The sequence below is a fragment of the Clostridium sp. CS1-1 genome, assembly GCF_056135525.1.
Genome location: NZ_CM148680.1, coordinates 114833 through 135049 on the forward strand (window position 1 = coordinate 114833; position 20217 = coordinate 135049).

At 31.2% G+C, this 20217-nt stretch carries 21 protein-coding genes; 19 read left to right on the forward strand and 2 right to left on the reverse strand.

The features are described from left to right. Window positions 1-2: 2 nt before the first annotated feature. From AC0N0V_RS00540 to spoIIR, 3 genes are all read left to right on the forward strand, one after another. A complete protein-coding gene (locus AC0N0V_RS00540; RefSeq protein WP_474461588.1) occupies window positions 3-1109 on the forward strand; it encodes a GerAB/ArcD/ProY family transporter in 1107 nt (368 codons plus the stop codon). Continuing rightward, window positions 1106-2281, forward strand: a complete 1176-nt coding sequence (locus AC0N0V_RS00545) for a Ger(x)C family spore germination protein (protein ID WP_474461590.1) — start codon at window positions 1106-1108, stop codon at window positions 2279-2281. The genes AC0N0V_RS00540 and AC0N0V_RS00545 overlap by 4 nt, the downstream gene beginning before the upstream one ends. 244 nt (window positions 2282-2525) lie before the next feature. Next, window positions 2526-3227, forward strand: coding sequence for a stage II sporulation protein R (gene spoIIR / locus AC0N0V_RS00550; RefSeq protein WP_474461591.1), 702 nt, complete (start codon window positions 2526-2528; stop codon window positions 3225-3227). A gap of 33 nt (window positions 3228-3260) precedes the next feature. On the opposite strand, the gene AC0N0V_RS00555 is transcribed toward spoIIR, so the two are convergent. Continuing rightward, window positions 3261-4505, reverse strand: coding sequence for an MGDG synthase family glycosyltransferase (locus tag AC0N0V_RS00555; RefSeq protein ID WP_474461592.1), 1245 nt, complete (start codon window positions 4503-4505; stop codon window positions 3261-3263). Between the two features lie 399 nt (window positions 4506-4904). On the opposite strand from AC0N0V_RS00555, the gene ypeB reads away from it, so the two are divergent. The 6 genes from ypeB to rho all read left to right on the forward strand — a co-directional run bounded on the left by ypeB (window position 4905) and on the right by rho (window position 11385). Next, the gene (gene ypeB / locus AC0N0V_RS00560; protein ID WP_474461593.1) at window positions 4905-6275 is read left to right on the forward strand and encodes a germination protein YpeB; all 1371 of its coding nucleotides are present in this window, start codon (window positions 4905-4907) and stop codon (window positions 6273-6275) included. Window positions 6276-6423: 148 nt separating this feature from the next. Continuing rightward, window positions 6424-6843 carry a YwiB family protein gene (locus AC0N0V_RS00565; protein ID WP_474461594.1) on the forward strand — a complete coding sequence of 140 codons (420 nt, stop codon included), beginning with the start codon at window positions 6424-6426 and terminating at the stop codon, window positions 6841-6843. Between the two features lie 103 nt (window positions 6844-6946). After that, window positions 6947-7255, forward strand: a complete 309-nt coding sequence (locus AC0N0V_RS00570; RefSeq protein WP_474461596.1) for a ribose-5-phosphate isomerase — start codon at window positions 6947-6949, stop codon at window positions 7253-7255. Between the two features lie 217 nt (window positions 7256-7472). Beyond that, the gene (locus AC0N0V_RS00575) at window positions 7473-9089 is read left to right on the forward strand and encodes a CTP synthase (protein WP_474461597.1); all 1617 of its coding nucleotides are present in this window, start codon (window positions 7473-7475) and stop codon (window positions 9087-9089) included. Between the two features lie 193 nt (window positions 9090-9282). Further along, window positions 9283-9609, forward strand: a complete 327-nt coding sequence (locus tag AC0N0V_RS00580; protein ID WP_474461598.1) for a hypothetical protein — start codon at window positions 9283-9285, stop codon at window positions 9607-9609. Between the two features lie 315 nt (window positions 9610-9924). Continuing rightward, window positions 9925-11385 carry a transcription termination factor Rho gene (gene rho / locus AC0N0V_RS00585; RefSeq protein WP_474461599.1) on the forward strand — a complete coding sequence of 487 codons (1461 nt, stop codon included), beginning with the start codon at window positions 9925-9927 and terminating at the stop codon, window positions 11383-11385. Between the two features lie 168 nt (window positions 11386-11553). On the opposite strand, the gene rpmE is transcribed toward rho, so the two are convergent. After that, window positions 11554-11769, reverse strand: a complete 216-nt coding sequence (gene rpmE, locus AC0N0V_RS00590; RefSeq protein WP_474461600.1) for a 50S ribosomal protein L31 — start codon at window positions 11767-11769, stop codon at window positions 11554-11556. Between the two features lie 330 nt (window positions 11770-12099). Here rpmE and AC0N0V_RS00595 point away from each other — a divergent pair, with 330 nt between their 5' ends. From AC0N0V_RS00595 to upp, 10 genes are all read left to right on the forward strand, one after another. Further along, window positions 12100-12723 carry a thymidine kinase gene (locus tag AC0N0V_RS00595; RefSeq protein ID WP_474461602.1) on the forward strand — a complete coding sequence of 208 codons (624 nt, stop codon included), beginning with the start codon at window positions 12100-12102 and terminating at the stop codon, window positions 12721-12723. Continuing rightward, entirely contained in the window at window positions 12723-13649 is a 927-nt protein-coding gene (locus AC0N0V_RS00600; RefSeq protein WP_474461603.1) for a DUF1385 domain-containing protein, read from the forward strand. Before AC0N0V_RS00595 ends, AC0N0V_RS00600 begins: the two co-directional genes overlap by 1 nt. A gap of 39 nt (window positions 13650-13688) precedes the next feature. Further along, window positions 13689-14570, forward strand: coding sequence for a peptide chain release factor N(5)-glutamine methyltransferase (gene prmC, locus AC0N0V_RS00605; protein ID WP_474461604.1), 882 nt, complete (start codon window positions 13689-13691; stop codon window positions 14568-14570). A 57-nt stretch (window positions 14571-14627) separates the two neighbouring features. Then, window positions 14628-15713 (forward strand): peptide chain release factor 1, encoded by a 1086-nt coding sequence (gene prfA / locus AC0N0V_RS00610; RefSeq protein WP_474461605.1) that lies wholly within the window; start codon window positions 14628-14630, stop codon window positions 15711-15713. Between the two features lie 35 nt (window positions 15714-15748). After that, window positions 15749-16360 carry a hypothetical protein gene (locus tag AC0N0V_RS00615; RefSeq protein WP_474461606.1) on the forward strand — a complete coding sequence of 204 codons (612 nt, stop codon included), beginning with the start codon at window positions 15749-15751 and terminating at the stop codon, window positions 16358-16360. Window positions 16361-16516: 156 nt separating this feature from the next. Next, window positions 16517-17239 carry a ZIP family metal transporter gene (locus AC0N0V_RS00620; RefSeq protein WP_474461607.1) on the forward strand — a complete coding sequence of 241 codons (723 nt, stop codon included), beginning with the start codon at window positions 16517-16519 and terminating at the stop codon, window positions 17237-17239. 32 nt (window positions 17240-17271) lie between these two features. After that, window positions 17272-18324 carry an L-threonylcarbamoyladenylate synthase gene (locus AC0N0V_RS00625; RefSeq protein WP_474461608.1) on the forward strand — a complete coding sequence of 351 codons (1053 nt, stop codon included), beginning with the start codon at window positions 17272-17274 and terminating at the stop codon, window positions 18322-18324. A gap of 21 nt (window positions 18325-18345) precedes the next feature. Further along, on the forward strand, window positions 18346-18792 hold the full coding sequence (locus AC0N0V_RS00630) for a low molecular weight protein arginine phosphatase (protein WP_474461609.1): 447 nt from the start codon (window positions 18346-18348) through the stop codon (window positions 18790-18792). 107 nt (window positions 18793-18899) lie between these two features. Beyond that, window positions 18900-19349 carry a ribose 5-phosphate isomerase B gene (rpiB, locus tag AC0N0V_RS00635; RefSeq protein ID WP_474461611.1) on the forward strand — a complete coding sequence of 150 codons (450 nt, stop codon included), beginning with the start codon at window positions 18900-18902 and terminating at the stop codon, window positions 19347-19349. Window positions 19350-19422: 73 nt separating this feature from the next. After that, window positions 19423-20052 (forward strand): uracil phosphoribosyltransferase, encoded by a 630-nt coding sequence (gene upp, locus AC0N0V_RS00640; RefSeq protein WP_474461612.1) that lies wholly within the window; start codon window positions 19423-19425, stop codon window positions 20050-20052. Window positions 20053-20217 lie beyond the last annotated feature (165 nt).

Sequence of the window (20217 nt, forward strand, 5' to 3'; positions counted from 1 at the left end):
TTATGAATGATAATGATTTTGTTACACCTTTTGGATTATTTTCAACTATGGTAGTAACTATTGTAGGTGTAGGAATTTTCTCATATCCTAGGGAGCTAACTGCAATAGTTGGAACTGACAGTTGGATTGTATCACTAATCAGCGGAACAATAAGCTATTTGCTTTTATACATTGCATACAGGGCACTGAAAGCTAATTGCTATGAAAAACTTTATAGCATTTTGAGAAGAAAGTTTGGAGCTATAATAGGTGGAATCCTAGCGCTAGGATTTATAGCCTATAATATAATTTCTATTAGCTTAGGAATGAGAATATTTATAGAGGTAATAAAGATGTATTTGCTTCAAAAAACTCCTACCGAATTTTTAATTATGATAACAATATTAGTTGGCAGTTATCTTTTAAGAGGAGAAACAGGAACCTTAGTGAAGTTTAATGAGGTTTCTTTTTGGATAATGTTTATTCCAATAATATTTATATTGCTGTTTACTCTAAATAGAACTGACTTTACAAACATATTGCCTATATTAAATAATGAACCAATTGATTACATAAAAGGTTTAGGAACTACAGTATATAGTTTTGGTGGAATTTCTATAGTTTACTTACTAATTCCGTTTATGAAAAATAAGAAGGTAATTCGTAAAACTGCAGTTAAGAGCATTGCTTTTATTACAATTTTTTATACAATTATTGTGATCTTTACTTTAGCTGTATTTTCAAAAGAGCAGACAAAAATACTGCTGTGGCCTACTATTACTATGATAAAGTCAATAAGTATACCGGGTGCTTTTATTGAAAGATGGGAAGGCGTAGTAATGGCTCTTTGGATAATATTTTATTTTACAACCTTTGTAAATGGTTATTATCTATCAGCGGACATTGTTAAGGATATGTTTAATTTAAAAGATATAAAGTTATCTTCCATTTTATTGGTGCCATTTATCTATATAATAGCTTTATATCCTGAAAATATAGCTGAGTTGTACGACATAAGTAGTCAAGTAACTCCTTTACTTACTTTGTACAGTTTATGCGTACTTCCTCTAATACTTTTTTTAGGAAAACGTTTAAAAAAGAGTGGAAAAGAGGAGGAGATTAAAAGATGAGATTAAAAAAAATTATATCTTTAATCTTGGCTTGCATTCTTCTAAGTGGATGTTGGGATAAAATTGAAATAGATAGAAAGAGCCTAATATCTATTATGGGTATCGATGTAGGTGAGCAAGTAGGCAAAGAAAAAGAATTAAAGACCTTAAAGCCTGATGAGCCATATACTGCCATGGATGTTAAAAAGATACATGTAACTTTTGGTGCACCAGATATAAGTAAGCTAGGACCAGATAAAGGTGGATCAGCTGAAGATATTTATTTAACAGCCGATGGATATTCCATGCAGGATGCGATAAGTAAAACTTCCCTTAAAACAAGTAGAGATATTAAGTTCAGTCACACAAAGCTACTTGTACTAAGTAAGAATTTAATGACATATCCCGATATAGCTAAGGAAGTTATAGATTACCTACAAAGGGAACCATCTTTAAATAGGATGATGTATGTCATTTTGGCTGAAGGAAATGCAGAAGAATACTTGAAATATAAGCCGGGTATGGAAAAAAATATTGAAGGATTTATAACTGGACTTATAGAGAATACTAGTCAGAGTGATACTATATTTCCGATAACACTAAATGAGTTTCTAACACTACTAAGCCAAAATGGTAATGCTATGCTTCCAATTATGACTATTGAAAAGGATAAAAATCAATTAAAAATAGCAGGAGTAGGAATAATTAAAGACTATAAAATAAAAGGTACCTTAAGTCCGGTGGAGACTTCTAATTTAGTCATGCTTAGAGGAAAGTTAAAGGGTGGGAGAAGAGTAACATATCTAAATGGTCATCCAGTAGATTTCAGTATCGATGGCGTATCGAGAAAATTAACAGTAGATAACTCTGGTGGAAAACTAATATTTAATATAGATCTTAGAATAGAAGGTCAGGCAAAGGATTATTATGTTGGAGGTGAAATCTTCTCTAAGGATACTCTAAAGTATTTACAAGATAACTTCAATAAGTCTATAAAAAAAGAGTGTGAGCAAGTAGTAAGAATTACCCAACAAGAGTTTGAAGTTGACCCGATAGGTCTTAGAGAATACCTTGAAAAGTTTCATCCTAGTATATGGAATCAAAAGAAAGGTAATTGGGGAGAAAATTATAAGAATGCAGTTGTTAATGTGAATGTTAATACAAATATAAGGAGAATAGGTGTTACAAAATAATTTTCACCTGACTAACTTGGCGTAAGTTGCCTATCTTATGTGAAACTTCTCCTCTTAAGGTAAGAGTACTTTTCGTATAAAGTGGTAATTCCAACGACAAGTAAGCTATGCATTCGCATCTCTAAAATTTAGATGGGGTAAAAGAATCCCCATCTAAATTAAGATATTGTTTCAATAGTGAATATAACTAAAATACTTGTCAATAATATCAATAGAAACTTAAAGGGTATTGGGGGATAATGAAATGAAAAAGTTTTTATTAACATTCGTAAGTGTTTTAGTTATATTTGCTTTAAATGCTGAGGTAACTACAGTAAGAGGAAATGACTTGCAAAAGGACATAGCTTCTAAGATTATAAGATTCCATGTAATAGCAAACAGTGATTCAGAAGAGGACCAAGCCTTAAAGCTTAAAGTAAGAGATAAGGTTTTGCAATACATACAACCAAAGCTTAAAAGTTCTAGAAGCATAGATGAATCTAGAGAAATTATCAAGGCAAATAATGAAAGTATGATAGCTATTGCAAACCAAGTTATAGAACAGAATGGATATAAGTATCCGGTTAAGAGTACATTATCAAATGAAAATTTTCCGATAAAGACCTATGGAAACATTACGTTACCTCAGGGAAAATATGAAGCTTACAGAATAATCATAGGAAGTGGACAAGGTAGAAACTGGTGGTGTGTAATGTTTCCACCCCTATGTTTTGTTGATATTACTAAAGGTGAAGTAGCATACAAGGAAACAGAAGAAGAGATGAAAAAAGTGTTATCACCAGATGAATATAAGATAGTAAATGATAAGGTAGCTTCTATAAGCAGTAAAGATAATAAAAGCGATAAAGACAATAAAAGCGATAAGAAAAGTAAAAGTGGTAAAGATAATAAAAACAGTAAAGGAAATATAAAAATAGAATTTAAGTTACTAGAAATGCTAAAATAGACAAAGAATCCAGCACATTAATGTGCTGGATTTTTAATTACTGGCAAAAATTTTACTTGCAGTTTTTATGAAATACTCTTCTATTGATTTTAAAAAAGTTTTATCAGTATCAGCCTTGTTAAAAAACTTTTCACTAGTTTTTATTTTATTATTTATATTGCTTTGATGTATAAGTGACTGCATAAGCTTATATATATCATCAACAGCGTAAGGTCTTGAAAATTTAATACAGTTTTCACGCATTAAATTCAGTTTTACATCTGATAGCAAAAGATTCTCTATTGTTTCCCTACAACTTTCAATATCAGCTAAATTAACGGCTAAGTTGTGTTTTAAAAGAAATTGAGCATTCTTTTCTTCTTGCCCCGGTATTGGAGAAAAAAGACCAAGGGGAATTTGGCATATAAGCGCTTCGGTTATTGTAAGTCCGCCTGGCTTAGTTAAAAGTAAGTCGGATGCTTGCATATATTTATTAACCTTATCGGTATACCCTATGATTCTTGTTTCTTTCTGAGAATTTTCTTTTAATTTTAAGAGTTCGTAATAAAGTTTTTTATTATTACCAGTTATAACTATTATTTGGATTTCATTTCTGACTTTAATTAATTCTTTATATATATCACTAATTTTACCTATACCAAGGCTTCCACCCATTACTAATATAGTAGTTTTACCACATGATAAATTTAATTCTTCTAATGTATTTTCTCTATCATACCTAGTTATGAAGTCTGGTTTAACAGGTATGCCTAAATTGTAGATGATATCTCGAGGTATTCCTTTACTTATCATGTCTTCAATCATGTCGCAACTTGAAACTACATAAGCATCTATGTTTGAATGAAGCCAGGTAGCGTGAGGATAATAGTCTGTAATTATTGAAATTGAAGGTGTTGCTACCTGATGTTTCGTTTTCATTACCGAAATCATTTCTGTTGAGAATGAATGAATCCCAACTAAAATATCAGGGTTAAATTCTTCTACCAAAGGTAATAGCTTATGAGTAATAATTTCAATAAACTTAGAGCCAATAGTATTTACTATTGTATATTCTCCTTCAGAATGAGTATATAGCTTGCCATAAAGTGAAGGAGTAACTTTTATTGTTTTTAGGTAGCTGCCTATAACAACCTTATCAATTATAGGGTTTATGTACTTAAAAGCATCAATAACCCTCACTTCTGAAGTAGGGTCTTTCAAATTTATGTAATCTTTTATAGCTTCTGCGGCATGCTCATGACCGCCACCTGCAGAAATTGAAAGAATCAGTACCCTCATTTAATCACCTTCCGGTTAAGTATGTAATAACATTATATAAAATGCAAACAGAATAATAAACTAATTTAAGAAACAATTAAGAAAAATTTAATATAATTACTTTACAAATAGGACTTCTAAATAATAATTTTGTCCTAAACCACATATTTTATTCTAACACATATAATAGACTATACAACCTTTTATTTCACCTTAGAAGTACACTTCTATATTAACACTTCCTTAGGAGATAGTATACTAACTAGATTTATAAAGCTTAAAATTATTTATATGATTTTAAACAAATTTATTTACAGTGAATAACAATTAAGTAAATACAGATAATATAGAGTATAAGATTTAATCTAGTACGTATAGTAATCATAGCACTATTATTACCTGAGATTAGGAGGAGTTTTTATGAAAATCACAAAAAAGAGAATGATATATACGGCTATAGTAACATTAATTGTAGTCTTTTCAAGTACATTTGCTATTCTTATGACACTTGAAAGAACTGATTATAGAAATTACCTGCAAGCAGAATATAGTAAGAGCATGTATGAATTAATAAGTTCAGTTCAGAATATAAGAGTGAATTTGGGTAAGTCTGCTATAGTAGGATCTAGAGAACAGGGAATAGTTGTTTTTGAAGAAATATTCAGGAACGCAGCAACAGCAAATGATAAGCTTCACTCCCTTCCTATATCACAACAGACTATAGGGGACACAAGTAAGTTTTTAACTCAGGTTGGTGATTTTTGCTATTCGCTTGCAAAGGCATCATCGGAAGGTAGAAGTTTATCAGATAAAGATTATGCATCTGTAGATAGGTTGAAAGAAGAATCATTTTCACTAGAACAGCAACTAAAAAACATATCTATGGATATAAATGAGGGAAGAGTAAAATGGGGCGAGATAAGGAAAAAGATTACTGGAGTGCTAGCTAGTAATACTGAGCAACCGTTAACAACAAAGTTTGAAGGAATACAAAAACAAATAGTACAGTATCCTGCACTGATTTATGATGGACCTTTTTCAGATAATGTATTAGATATAAAACCGAGGATAACCTACCAAAAAGAAGTTTCTCAAAAACAGGCAGAAGAAACTGCAAGAAATATAATAGGAAAAGATAGAGTAGAAAGTATAGCGTTAGAGCCTAATCAAGGTAAGGGAACTATAGATTCTTATAGGTTTTCAGCTAAGCTTAAGGGAAGAAAAGATAATAGTCATAATATAGTTTGTGAGATAAGTAAGAATGGTGGTAAGGTAGTATATTTGCTTGATACTCGAAGTGTAAATGAAGCTAAAATAGATGCTAAAAAAGCAATAGACAATGGGGTCAATTACCTTAAAAATATAGGATATAACAATATGATAGCTACATATTCATTAAATTATGGGACTACGGTAGTAACAAATTATGTATATAAACAAGATAATGTTATGATATATCCTGAACAGATAAAACTTAAAATAGCATTAGATGATGGTAGTATAGTTGGTATTGAGTCGGAAAAATATCTTAGAGCGCATCAAGATAATAGAACGATTCCTGCTGCTAAAATAACTCCAGAACAGGCAAAAGAGAGGGTAGGAAAAAGACTTAGTATTAACAACGTAAGACTTGCTTTAATACCTACTGAAACAAATAAAGAAGTTTTATGTTACGAGTTTGCTGGAAACTACAAGGAGGATAGTTTTTTAGTATATATAAATGCTGAAACTGGATATGAACAAAAGATAGTACAAATTATTAATACACCAAACGGGCAACTTACAATGTAGCAATGAGTTGAAATTAAATTTAGGTGAAGCAATTGCTTCACCTAAATTTTTAATAATATCAAATTAGTTACTTGGATTTACTAATTTAAAAAAAACAAATATAATAATAATCAGTGACAATTTTGGTTATGTTGGAAGGGAGAGCTCAATGAAAAGAAAAGCTATTATATCAGTTTCAAGTATACAAGTAGGAAGCGATGATGACGTGATTGAGGTAGTTACTCCAGGAAGCTTTTATAAAAAGGATAACAATTATTATGCGGTTTATGAGGAAACTGAAGTATCAGGTATGGAAGGAACTACAACTACTTTAAAGATAGGCGCAGATAAGTTTTCTCTTATAAGAATGGGGAGTACTAATGCAAAAATGGAATTTGATAAAAGAAATAAAAGTATATCAATGTATAATACACCTTATGGCACTCTAGAATTGAAAATAGAAACAAAAAATTTAGATATTAACGTCGATGATAATGGTGGAATTATATCTATAAATTATAATATGAGTGTATCTGGACAGGCACCAAATAATACAAACTTACAGGTAAATATAAAAGCACAGGATTAAAATATATCCTGTGTTTTTATATTCGATCCATATCTGTTTATAATTTACAAATGTGGACAATAATTAAACTAATAATATACTATAAAAAAGGGAAGTGTTATATATGGAAAGATATTTTACTGATAAAGAAGAAAAGTACGAGAGAATAATTAATTTGTTGTGCAAGTACAAAGGAGTAAATAGAGATGAATTATTTAAGATTCTAAAAGATCAAGAGTGTAAACACTTATTTTATTTACTTATTAAGAAATATGGCTGTAACGATATGGGAATACTAAAGAGAGATTTTCCGGATGTAAATAAAACAAAAATAAATAGTAGTTTAAAAAAGGCAGAAGAGAAGTTACTTTTAAATAGAAGAATAAGAAATATGTATTTTCAAGCAGAGGATTTAATTGAAAATGTAGAGTAGAAGAAAAAAACTACAAAAAATTAAAAAAAGATATAGCAAAACACAAAAAAGTATGATACTATATCTATTATGTTTTAAAACATAAAAATCCCATTATATATCATGAGGGTAATTTCTATTATAAAACTAATAAATTATTTTGTCAATAGAAATATATAAATAATCTATAATTTAGAGAATTAGGGGGTGAAGACTGCTTTAAAAAAGCAGCAATTTTATGAGTACAAAATATATATTTGTAACTGGAGGAGTAGTATCTTCATTAGGGAAAGGAATAACAGCAGCTTCATTAGGAAGACTTCTAAAGAATAGAGGGTTAAAGGTTTCAATTCAAAAATTTGATCCTTACATAAACATAGATCCTGGAACAATGAGCCCATATCAGCATGGAGAAGTCTTTGTAACAGACGATGGTGCGGAAACCGATTTGGATTTAGGCCATTATGAGAGATTCATAGATGAAAATTTAAGTAAAAATAGCAATGTTACTACTGGAAAGGTTTATTGGTCAGTAATATCGAAGGAAAGAAAAGGTGACTATTTAGGTGGGACAGTTCAAGTAATTCCCCACATAACTAATGAAATAAAATCAAGGGTATATAGAGTAGGAAAAGAAAGAGATGTGGACGTAGTTATAACTGAAATTGGTGGAACCATTGGGGATATAGAGTCATTACCGTTCCTAGAAGCCATAAGACAAATAAAATATGATGTTGGAAGAGAGAATGTATGTTTTATACATGTAACTTTGGTTCCTTACCTTGGAAAGTCTGGGGAGCTAAAAACAAAACCAACTCAACATTCAGTAAAAGAATTAAGAAGTATAGGTATTCAACCTGATATTATAGTATGTCGTTCTGAGAAACATATTTCGGAGGAGTTAAGAGAAAAGATTGGTTTATTCTGCAATGTGGACGGAAATGCTGTAATACAAAACTTAGATGCAGAAAACTTATATGAAGTTCCTTTAATGCTTCATAAAGAGGGGTTAGATGCATTGGTATGCGAAAAGCTAAATCTAAATTTTGATAAAATAGATAATAGTGAATGGATAGAGATGGTGAATAATATAAAAAATCTTTCTAGAAATGTAACTATAGGTCTAGTTGGTAAGTATGTTGAGCTCCATGATGCATATATATCGGTGGTAGAAGCATTAAACCATGGAGGATATGCTAATGATGCTAATGTAAACATAAAGTGGATAAATGCTGTGGATATTTCGGCTAACAATGTTGGAGAATATTTAAAGGATGTAGATGGCGTTCTAGTACCTGGTGGTTTTGGTGATAGAGGAGTAGAAGGCAAGATAGAGGCTATAAGATGGGCAAGGCAAAATAAGGTTCCTTTCCTTGGAATATGCCTTGGGATGCAATGTGCTGTCATAGAATTTGCAAGAAATGTAGTTGGATATTCCGATGCTAATAGCTCGGAAATAAATGAAGATACTAAATATCCTGTAATTGACTTGATGCCAGATCAAAAAGACATAGATGAAAAAGGCGGTACAATGCGACTCGGTATATATCCATGTAAATTATCAAAGGATACAAATTCATTTAGGGCGTATGGTGAAGAAATAATATATGAAAGACATAGACATAGATATGAATTTAATAATGAGTATAGAAAAGTTTTAACGGAAGCAGGTTTAATTTTAGGAGGAACAAGTCCTGATACTAGGTTAGTTGAGATTGTAGAGATAAAGGACCATCCTTGGTTCGTAGCGGTTCAATTTCATCCGGAGCTTAAATCTAGACCTAATAGACCTCATTCGTTGTTTAAGGGCTTTATAAAAGCATCTTTAGATAATATAGATGTGGGTTTTGAATAGATTTTAATATGATTTGGTATATGTAAATAAGTCTTACATATACCAAATTATTTTTATGAGAGAAAATACAATATTTAAATATTAATTGTAGAATTTGATGAAGGATTTTAATAATATTTATAGAAATATAATATTAGATTATACTAATAATTAAAATTCTGGTGGGGTGAATTAGATGATATTTAATGCTCATATGAGTATTGCTGTAAAAAATTTCTATGATCAGTATGACGTAAGTTCCTTTTGTTTATTTCAATTAAACAAAGTGAATGAAAGCTTCACCTCTCTAAAAGTAAAGCTTCTAAACAATAAGGAAATTCTATTAAAAATAAGCTGCCCAGTTTGTGGTAATTATCACTACTATAGATACTGTGCAAGTGAATTTATGAAGAAAAAGTTAACTATTGGAGGCTGCGAGGTTTTGGGAGTTCCTTTGTTCTACATAGGTAATAAAGAAGAGGTATTAAAGAAAGCGAATAAGCATAATGGTATAAATAAAAAAGTATATGCCATGATATAATTACTGGAGTGAAAGTATTACTTTTGCTCCTTTATTTTAAGATAAATAGTTTCAAGTTTAGATTTGTTTAAAAAGCATGTAAATAATATTTAATATAAAGATATGGATTAAAATTAAAAAAACGGTTATAATGTATTTTATAATGTACCTTTCAATAAAGAATTTCTTAACTTAGGAATTCCAGCTCGGTATACAGCAAGAGTTATCCTATTACGTAGGATGAATTCTTAAAGCTGATGACTAATGGAAAATTCTTTCGATTATTCCCAAAGGATTACATATAATTAATAATTAAATAATGTGAGGTGTTATTTTTTGTTTAGTAAGGATTTAGAGAGCATGACTGTTACTGAATTAAAAGAAGTAGCAAAAAGCTTGGATATAAAAAACATATCTAAATATAAAAAAGCTGATTTAATAGAACAGATAAAAAGGGTTTCTCCGGCATATATTAAGAAAGATGGGGTAATACTTAGAGAGAAGATAAGCCCTAAAAGTGAATCTGTACATATTGAAAAGGAACTAGAAGTTCAGGGTAATACTAAAACTGAAGAAACTAAGCTAGAGCCTGAAAAAGTTGAGGAACAAAAGGTAAGTGAAGAAGATAAAAGAGAAAAGTTAAAAGAAATGATTAGTGAATCTGACACAGCTAGAGGAGTACTTGAAATAATAGAAAGCAATAATTATGGATTTTTAAGGGGGAAAAATTACTTAACTGGACCGGATGATATATATGTATCACCGTCTCAAATAAGAAGATTTAACTTAAAAACAGGAGATGGAGTTCAAGGTAAAGTTAGAACTCCTAAAGAAGGAGAGAAATTTAAGGCTTTGCTTTATGTGGAAAGAGTAAATGGAGAAAATCCGGAAAGAGCAGTAGGAAGAACACCATTTGAAAGACTTGTTCCTATCTATCCAGATCAAAGACTTCACTTAGAAACTCAACAATCAGATTTATCAACAAGACTTATGGATATAATCTCACCTATTGGTAAGGGGCAAAGGGGAATTATAGTTGCACCTCCTAAAGCAGGTAAGACTACTCTTCTAAAAAAGATAGCACAGAGTATATCTAAAAATCATCCCAATATAAAGCTTATAGTTGTATTAATAGATGAAAGACCGGAAGAAGTTACAGATATGCAAAGGTCAATTAATGGAGAAGTTATTTATTCAACCTTTGATGAAGAGCCTGAACATCACACAAAGGTTGCTTATATGGTACTTGAAAGAGCTAAGAGAATGGTAGAGCAAGGCCAGGATGTAGTAATCCTTTTAGATAGCATTACAAGACTTTCAAGAGCTTATAATTTAACTATAAATCCGACAGGAAGAACTCTATCAGGTGGATTAGATCCAGGAGCTTTAATAATGCCTAAGAAATTCTTCGGAGCAGCTAGAAACATAGAAGAAGGCGGAAGTCTTACTATACTTGCAACTGCTCTTGTTGAAACTGGAAGTAGAATGGATGATATGATATTTGAAGAGTTTAAGGGAACTGGTAATATGGAAGTTCATCTTGATAGAAGATTACAAGAAAGAAGAATATTCCCTGCGATAGATATATATAAATCAGGTACAAGAAGAGATGATTTATTATTTAGTAGTCAGTCAGAAAAAGATACGGCGTTTAATATAAGAAAAGTGCTATATGATGAAAATAATACACAAAATGTTACAGAGAGATTAATAAACCTATTGTCAAAAACGAAGTCAAATAGTGAATTTGTTACTCTTGCTAGCAAGATAGATATGGTTAAAAGTTCTGATAAATAGAGTTTTAAGCTTCAGATTGATTAGTTATCATTCTGAAGCTTAAAATTTATAATCTTACTTGAAAAGATTGAGTTAGTAAGGTGAGCGATAATTCGAGAAAACAACAAAACCCGCCCTTTATTATAAGGGGCAGGCTTTGTAATAAACATTAAATATATTCAATGTTTATTATTGCTCATCAGATTTTAAGTTGAACTTCTTCATGAATCTATCTACTCTTCCACCAACGTCCATTATCTTCTGTTTTCCAGTGTAGAATGGATGGCATTTTGAGCATATTTCAACTTTAAGTTCGTTTTTTACTGAACCAGTTGTAAAAGTGTTTCCACATGCGCACTTAACTACCGCATCTTCATGGTAATCTGGATGTATGCCTTGTTTCATATAATTCACCTCTTTCGAATATAGGTATATCCTTTGTTTTTAACTATTGTATTATAACATAGCATTATTATTTTAGTCAATAAATAAGTGCCAGGGCTTTAATGCTAATTACTGTAAGTGTGTCAATGCTTGCTATTATAAAACATATAGAAATAACTTGTAATAATAGTAACTATTAATTAACTTAAAAATACCTTTTGAATATATATATTAGGTTTGATAAAATGTATTTATACAATAGTATTTTGTGTATATGTTAAAAGAAGTATGCTACTTAAAAATAGTTTATGCAATGTTAAGCTGTAAATTCTGATAAAAGGGGTAATATAAATGAGTAAGTTATATTTTAGATATGGTGCTATGAATTGTGGTAAGTCAACCAATTTGTTGCAGGTAGCTCATAATTATGAGGAAAGAGGCATGAATATTATTATTATCAAACCAAAGACAGATACTAAGGGGGGAACTAAAGTAGTATCAAGACTTGGAGTTACAAGAGATGTTGATATGCATTTAGATGAAAATCAAAATGTGTATAGAGAAGTAGATAACTGGATAAAGGAAAGAGGGAGAATAGACTGTATACTAGCTGATGAAGTTCAGTTTTTTAAAGAAAATCAAATAGATCAATTATTTAAAATAGCAGTTTTAATGGATATTCCAACAATTTGTTATGGACTTAGGACAGATTTTCAAATGGAAGGGTTTGAGGGAAGTGAAAGACTGCTTCTTTTAGCGCATAGTTTGGAGGAACTAAAAACTATATGTAAGTGCGGAAAAAAGGCATTGTTAAATGGAAGAAAGATAAATGGTGAATTTGTATTTGAAGGAAAGCAAATTGCAATAGATAACGAAGACAATGTAGAGTATGAATCATTATGCCCTAAGTGTTACTTCGATTACAAGGAACAGTATCAGATGAAAAAAAATAACAGTGAAGATGAGGTGGATTAATGAGGAAGAAAACATCCGTCGGAGGACAAGCTGTAATTGAAGGTGTGATGATGAGAGGTGAAAAAGGAATAGCTACAGCTGTAAGAAAGTCTGATGGGGAAATTGTTATAGATAGAAAGGAAAGTGTGCCATTCACGAAGAGAAATAGAGTATTGGCACTTCCGATTATTAGAGGATTTGTGTCGCTAGTAGAGTCTTTGGTGGTAGGGATTAACACATTAAATTACTCTGCAACATTTTTTGAAGAAGAAGAGGAGGAGCCATCTAAATTTGATAAGTGGTTTCAGAGCGTATTTAAGGATAAAAGTGAAAATATATTAATGGGAATAACTCTTATTATATCTTTAACTATAGCAGCGTTATTATTTTTTATATTACCCACTTTTGCGGCTAATGTTTTTAAAAAAATAGGAGTTAAAAACACTATTGGCCTTAATATAGTTGAAGGTATTATAAGAGTAGCGATTTTTTTTATTTATGTATACTTAATAGGCAAGATGGATGATATAAAAAGAGTATTTCAGTATCATGGAGCAGAGCATAAAGCTATATTTTGTTATGAAGGCGAAATAGAGCTTACGCCAGAAAATGCACAGAAATTTAATAGATTTCATCCTAGATGTGGTACAAATTTTTTGTTTTTGGTTATGATAGTAAGTATAGTATTATTTTCACTAACAGGATGGAGTAGTCTTAAAGAGAGAATATTGTATAGAATCGTGCTTCTACCAGTAGTGTCTGGAGTAACATATGAGATTATAAAATGGATGGGAAGAAGCAAAAGTGCATTATCTAGAATATCTGCTTATCCAGGGTTAATGCTTCAAAAGCTTACAACTAGAGAGCCAGACTATGAACAATTAGAAGTAGCTATAGCAGCGCTTAAATGGGCAGAAGGGATAGAAAATAAAGTTGACAGTGAGTAGTTAAATTAGAAGGAATGATAGTGGAACGGAGAAATCTTTATGGGAAAAAACAAACTGACAGTGGGAGAGCTTTTAAAAGAAGGTTATGAGGTGTTAAAAGCTGTCCAAATAGATAGTTACCAGATTGATACTGAGCTATTGCTTGGTAAAGTTATAAAAAAAGATAGGTTATTTATGCTTCTAAATAGAGATTATGAGGTTAGCCCTAGTGAATCTGAGAAATATTATAATCTAATAAATAAAAGGAAAAATAAGATGCCTATAAAATATATGCTAGGTGAATGTGAGTTTATGGGTATACCTTTTTACATTAAAGAGGGAGTTCTTATTCCAAGACCAGATACAGAAATACTAGTGGAAACTGCTATTGGAGCAATAAAAGAAAATAACTTTAAAAATGTATGTGATGTATGTTGTGGAAGTGGAGTGATAGGAATATCTATTGCTAAATTAATGGATGGTGTTGAGGTTAGCTGTTCAGACATTTCTGATATTGCCCGGGAAGTAACAGAAGAGAATGTAAAAAGGTTAGGTGTTAAGAATAAAGTTAAAGTCTTAAAGGGAGATTTACTAAAGAACTTTATAGAACAAAAGGAAAGATTTGATTTGATAGTATCGAATCCTCCTTATATAAGTAGTAATGTTATAGAAACTTTAATGGAAGATGTAAAGAATTATGAACCTTATCAGGCTCTGTGCGGAGGAGAAGACGGATTAGATTTCTATAGAGAGATAACTGAACAAAGTTTAAGACTTTTAAACAAAGATGGGATGCTTATATTTGAAATAGGTTATGACCAAGGTGAATCAGTAAGCAATATATTAAAAGAAAAAGGTTTTAGTGAAATAAAATGTATAAAAGATTTAGCCGGTAAAGATAGAGTAGTTAAAGGAAAAGTTGAAATTTGTTGCGAAAAGTAAAAGTATTGTGATATAATTGTTTATTGTGAAAATATTTATACGGAGTGATAAAAAAGTATGTTAAATAGACTTAATTTTATAGAAAATAAGTACGAAGAACTTTCGATAAAGATAAGTGATCCATCGATAATGGCGGATCAAAGAGAATGGCAGAAGCTATGTAAAGAACATGCAGATTTAGAGATAGTTGTTATAAAATATAAAGAATATAAGAGAGCACAAGATGAGCTAGAGTCTGCAAAAGAAATGTTAAGAGATGAGTCTGATAAGGACTTAAGGGAAATGGCTCAAGAAGAGATAAAAGAACTTACGGTTGTTATAGAAGAAAAAGAACAAGAGTTGAAAATACTTCTTTTACCAAAGGACCCTAATGATGATAAAAACGTGTTTGTTGAAATCAGAGCAGGTGCAGGTGGAGAAGAAGCTGCTTTATTTGCTGCTAACTTAACAAGGATGTATACAAGATATGCAGAACGTATGAGATGGAAAATAGAAACTATAAGTATCAATGCTACAGATATTGGTGGATTTAAAGAAATAGTATTTATGTTAAGAGGAGCAGGTGCTTACAGTAAGTTAAAATATGAAAGTGGAGCTCATAGAGTACAAAGAGTTCCAGATACTGAATCAAGCGGAAGAATCCATACTTCTACAGCTACTGTTGCTGTTTTGCCAGAAGTAGATGATGTAGAGATTGATATAAATGCTAATGATATAAGAATAGATGTGTTTAGAGCATCTGGACACGGTGGACAGTGCGTTAACACAACTGACTCGGCAGTAAGAATTACTCACTTGCCAACAGGGCTTGTGGTATCATGTCAGGATGAAAAATCACAGCTTAAAAATAAAGAAAAGGCTATGAAAGTTCTTAAATCAAGACTGTTCGAAAGAGCACAAGCAGAGAGAAGTGCAAGTATAGCTGAAGATAGAAAGAGTCAAGTAGGAACAGGAGACAGAAGTGAAAGAATAAGGACTTATAACTATCCTCAAGGAAGAGTTACTGACCATAGAATAGGTGTAACATTATATAAGTTAGATGCTTTCCTTGATGGAGATATAGATGATATAATAGATGCGCTTATAACTGCTGAACAAGCAGAAAAAATGAAAGCAATAGGAAATAATCAGCAAGACATGTAAAGTTCATTATCCATCATAAGAAAAGAGGTAGGAAGATGAATATAGATAAAGCCATAAGAAAGCAAAAAAAGTCTTATAAAAGATTTCTGCTTTCTATGTGCTTTATTTTTTTTATGTTACCTACAGTTCTATTTGTATCAAAAAAGTTTTATATGTTTTATATACTTTATTTAGTTTTAGTTGAACTCTTAATACTTATAGCAGTATTTATAAGCATTAGTAATGAAACATTGAAGTTTGATTTTAATGGACATAGGCTTCAAATACTCTTGGGATTGGGAGAAAAAAGTATAAATATAATTCCTGATAAAGTAGTTTTTGTACATGCTGAAGATATTAAACTTAAAAATGATAAAGTATTAGATTTTAAAATAATTATAATTTCTAAATCTAAATTTAGAAGTAACAAGATGCTTCAAATTAGCTTAGAGTTTTTGAAGAAGTATCCATACGTAGCTTATCATTATAATAGAATAATGAAGTTTTATCCAAGCAATAACTATTATTATACTGTAATAAAGCGAGGCAATATTTCAAAATATCCTCTTCTAGATACCATATACAAGACTTGTGTTTCTGCTCATTTTACAGAGGAGGCTATAGAGAAGATTAAATTTTATCGTAAGAATTCTGAGGACTATGATTAAATGGGCTTGAGTAAGTGGACAATTGTTAAGCGTCCACTGTCAATTAAAAAGTTAGTTCTATAGTTACTTATTCATCCACACACTAAAAATTTATCATATATATACTAGAACGCAAATAAACATGATATATAAACAATAAATAAGTAGGGTGGTTTTTTGGATGCAAATATGATTCGGATTGTATTAATAGGTAGTATGGTATCTTTAATAGGCACAATGATTGGAGCTTCTCTAGGTGTTATAGTTAAAAAGCCTTCTAATAAGTTACTTGGGGGTATAATTGGATTTGCAGGGGGACTTATGTTGTCTGTGGTAGTATTTGACTTGATTCCTGAAGCACTTACAAAATGGAGCTTTTGGGGGACTTTGCTTTTCTGCATATTAGGAATTGTAATTATTGCAATTATAGATAACAAGGTAAGCATAGATAATTCAAATAAGCATATAAAGGTAGCTTTTATGGCGGCTTTAGGTCTTATGATTCACAACTTTCCTGAAGGAATAATAATGGGGTGTGGATTTGCAGCAGGTGGTACTCTCGGGATTAAGATGAGTTTAATTATAGCAATTCATGACATACCAGAGGGAATTGCCGTATCTGCACCACTTATGGCTTCTAGAGTTAGAATACCTAAAATATTATTATATGCTTTTATAACCGCATTTCCGACTGCTGTAGGAACATTGCTTGGAGTTTACATAGCCAATATATCGCAAAATGTGTTAGGTGCGTGCTTGTCTTTTGCATCAGGTATAATGCTATATGTGGTTTGTGGGGAGATGATACCGGAATCCTCTAAGCTTTGGGAAGGAATAACAAGTACTATAGGAACATTAAGTGGGATAATAGTGGGATTGATTATGGTAAAATTGATATAGTATAATATAATAAAAAAGGTGGGATACAAAAGATGAATACAAAGATAATAATGCTTGACGAGCAAAATTTAGATCTTAGGATCATAGAAGAAGCTGGAAAAGTTATAAGGGAAGGTGGGCTTGTAGCATTTCCTACTGAGACTGTTTATGGTCTTGGTGCTAATGCTTTAAGTAACGAAGCCGTAAAAAAAATATTTGAAGCAAAAGGAAGACCACAAGATAATCCTTTGATAGTTCATATAGCGGATATAGAAGAAATAAAGTCTTTGGTTTCGGAAATCCCTGATATGGCTCAAAGATTTATGGATAGGTTCTGGCCAGGGCCAATGACAGTAATCTTACCTAAATCTGAGCTCATTCCAGATGCCACAAGTGCTTCACTTCCAAGTGTAGGAATTAGGATGCCGTCTAATGTTATAGCAAGAGAGCTTATAAGAGCAGCGAAAGTGCCAATAGCTGCACCATCCGCAAATATTTCAGGAAGACCCAGTCCTACAGATGTTGACATATGCATAGAAGATTTGAATGGAAGGGTAAACTACATTCTCGGAGGGAAAATAAGCGATATCGGACTAGAATCTACTGTTATAGACTGCACAGTTCAACCAACTTGTATTTTGAGACCGGGTGGAATAACACTTGAAATGTTAAGAGAAATAGACCCAGACACATATATTGATCCTGCTATAATGAAAAAGCCAGAAGGAGAATTTAAACCTAAAGCTCCGGGAATGAAATATAGACACTACGCGCCAAAAGCGCCTGTAAAAATTATTCAAGGAGATTTACAAAAAACTATTGCAAAAATCAATGAAATAGTGCAAAATTATATGGATGGAAATAAGGTAGTTGGAATAATGGCTACAGATGAGACTAAAGATTGCTATCATAATGGTATAGTAATATCTCTTGGAAGTAGAGAAAATATAGGATCTATATCACAAAATTTATTTAAGACTCTTAGAAATTTTGATGATAAGAATGTTGATGTAATAATTTCTGAAGCATTTGAAGAAAAAGGTGTAGGGATGGCAGTTATGAACAGACTTAAGAAGTCTGCTGGATTTGATATATTTGAAGTATAATAATTTTTAGGAGGTTAACTAATGAAAAAAGTACTATTTGTTTGCACAGGAAATACTTGTAGAAGTTGTATGGCAGAAGCTATCTTTAATCATTTATGTGATATTGAAGGTATAAAGGCTATTTCTTCAGGGTTAGCTGTAGTAAATAATAGTAAAACTTCTAAAAATTCTGTTACTGTTGTTAAAGAAAATATTAATTTAGATTTAAGTGATAGGGATGCTGTTCAGATTACAGGAGAAATTATAGAAAGTTCAGATCTTATTTTAACTATGACTACGTATATAAGAGACGTTTTGGCTAATTATTCTCCGGAATTTGGTAATAAAGTATACACTTTGAATGAATATATTGAAGTTAAAGGGGATATTGTTGACCCTTTTGGTGGAGATATAGAAGTTTATAGACAAACATATAAGCAGTTAAAAAATAGCATTTTATTGCTATTGGACAAATTGAAGAAGATGTAGGCATTAATCAATGTTATTATCTTCTTTTTTTGTGCGCCACTAGAATAAGATTTATCTTAAATTAGTTAAAATTAAAGTCCAGTTTTATAAGTTTTGGAGGTGTTTTTATGAAAATTGCAATTGGAAGTGACCATGGTGGATTTTTACTAAAAAACGAAATAGTTAAACATTTGCAGAGTAAAGGAATAGAGTATAAGGATTTCGGCACTCTTAATGAGGAGTCCTGTGATTATCCAGAGTTTGCACTAAGTGTAGCCGAAGAAGTAGCAAGTAAAAAATACGACTTAGGTATTTTGGTTTGTGGTACTGGTATTGGAATCGGCATAGCTGCTAATAAGGTACCAGGAATAAGAGCGGCATTGTGTAGTGATACTTTTAGTGCACATGCTTGCAGGGAACATAATAATGCTAACATTCTTACACTAGGCCAAAGGATTGTAGGAATCGGACTGGCACTTGATATAGTAGATACTTTTTTAAATGCAAAGTTCGAAGGAGACAGACATCAAAGAAGACTAGATAAGATTTCAGAAATAGAAAAGAAATATAATAAATAGTTATAAATATTTCTTAAATAACTTAGTAAATATTTAAAAATATAATAAATATAATATTGGAGGGATATTAATTATGAGTAAAGTTACACAAATAGCACATCCATTAATATTACATAAATTAGCGTTTATAAGAGATAAAAATACAGGTTCTAAGGATTTTAGAGAGTTAGTAGAGGAAGTTGCAATGTTAATGGCATATGAAGTAACTCGCGACTTACAAATGGAAGATGTAGAAATAGAAACACCTATATGCAAAACTAAGTGCAAAATGCTTGCTGGAAAAAAAGTTGCTATAGTTCCTATATTAAGAGCAGGTCTTGGAATGGTTGGGGGAATGACAAAGCTTATTCCAGCAGCTAAAGTGGGACACATAGGACTTTACAGAGATGAAGAAACATTAAAACCTGTGGAATATTTCTGTAAGCTTCCACAAGATATTGGAGAGAGAGATGTTATTGTTACTGACCCTATGCTTGCAACAGGTGGGTCAGCAGTAGATGCTATAACTCTTCTTAAGGAAAAGGGAGCTAAAAATATAAAATTAATGTGTCTTATAGCGGCACCTGAAGGAATAAAAATTGTTATGGATGCACATTCTGATGTTGATATATATGTAGCATCTATAGATGAAAAGTTAAATGAAAAAGGATACATTGTACCAGGACTTGGAGATGCAGGAGATAGATTATACGGAACTAAATAAAACATAAAGATAAGCAGTGAAAATTCACTGCTTATTTTTTGAGTTCCATATGAAATCGTTGTACAAGAAAAATTTAGTTTATACATTAATTTTTGGATTATAGTTCTTTAGTACTTTTAATTAGATAATTTTTGGTATAGAATAAAATATGAACAAAGTATTATA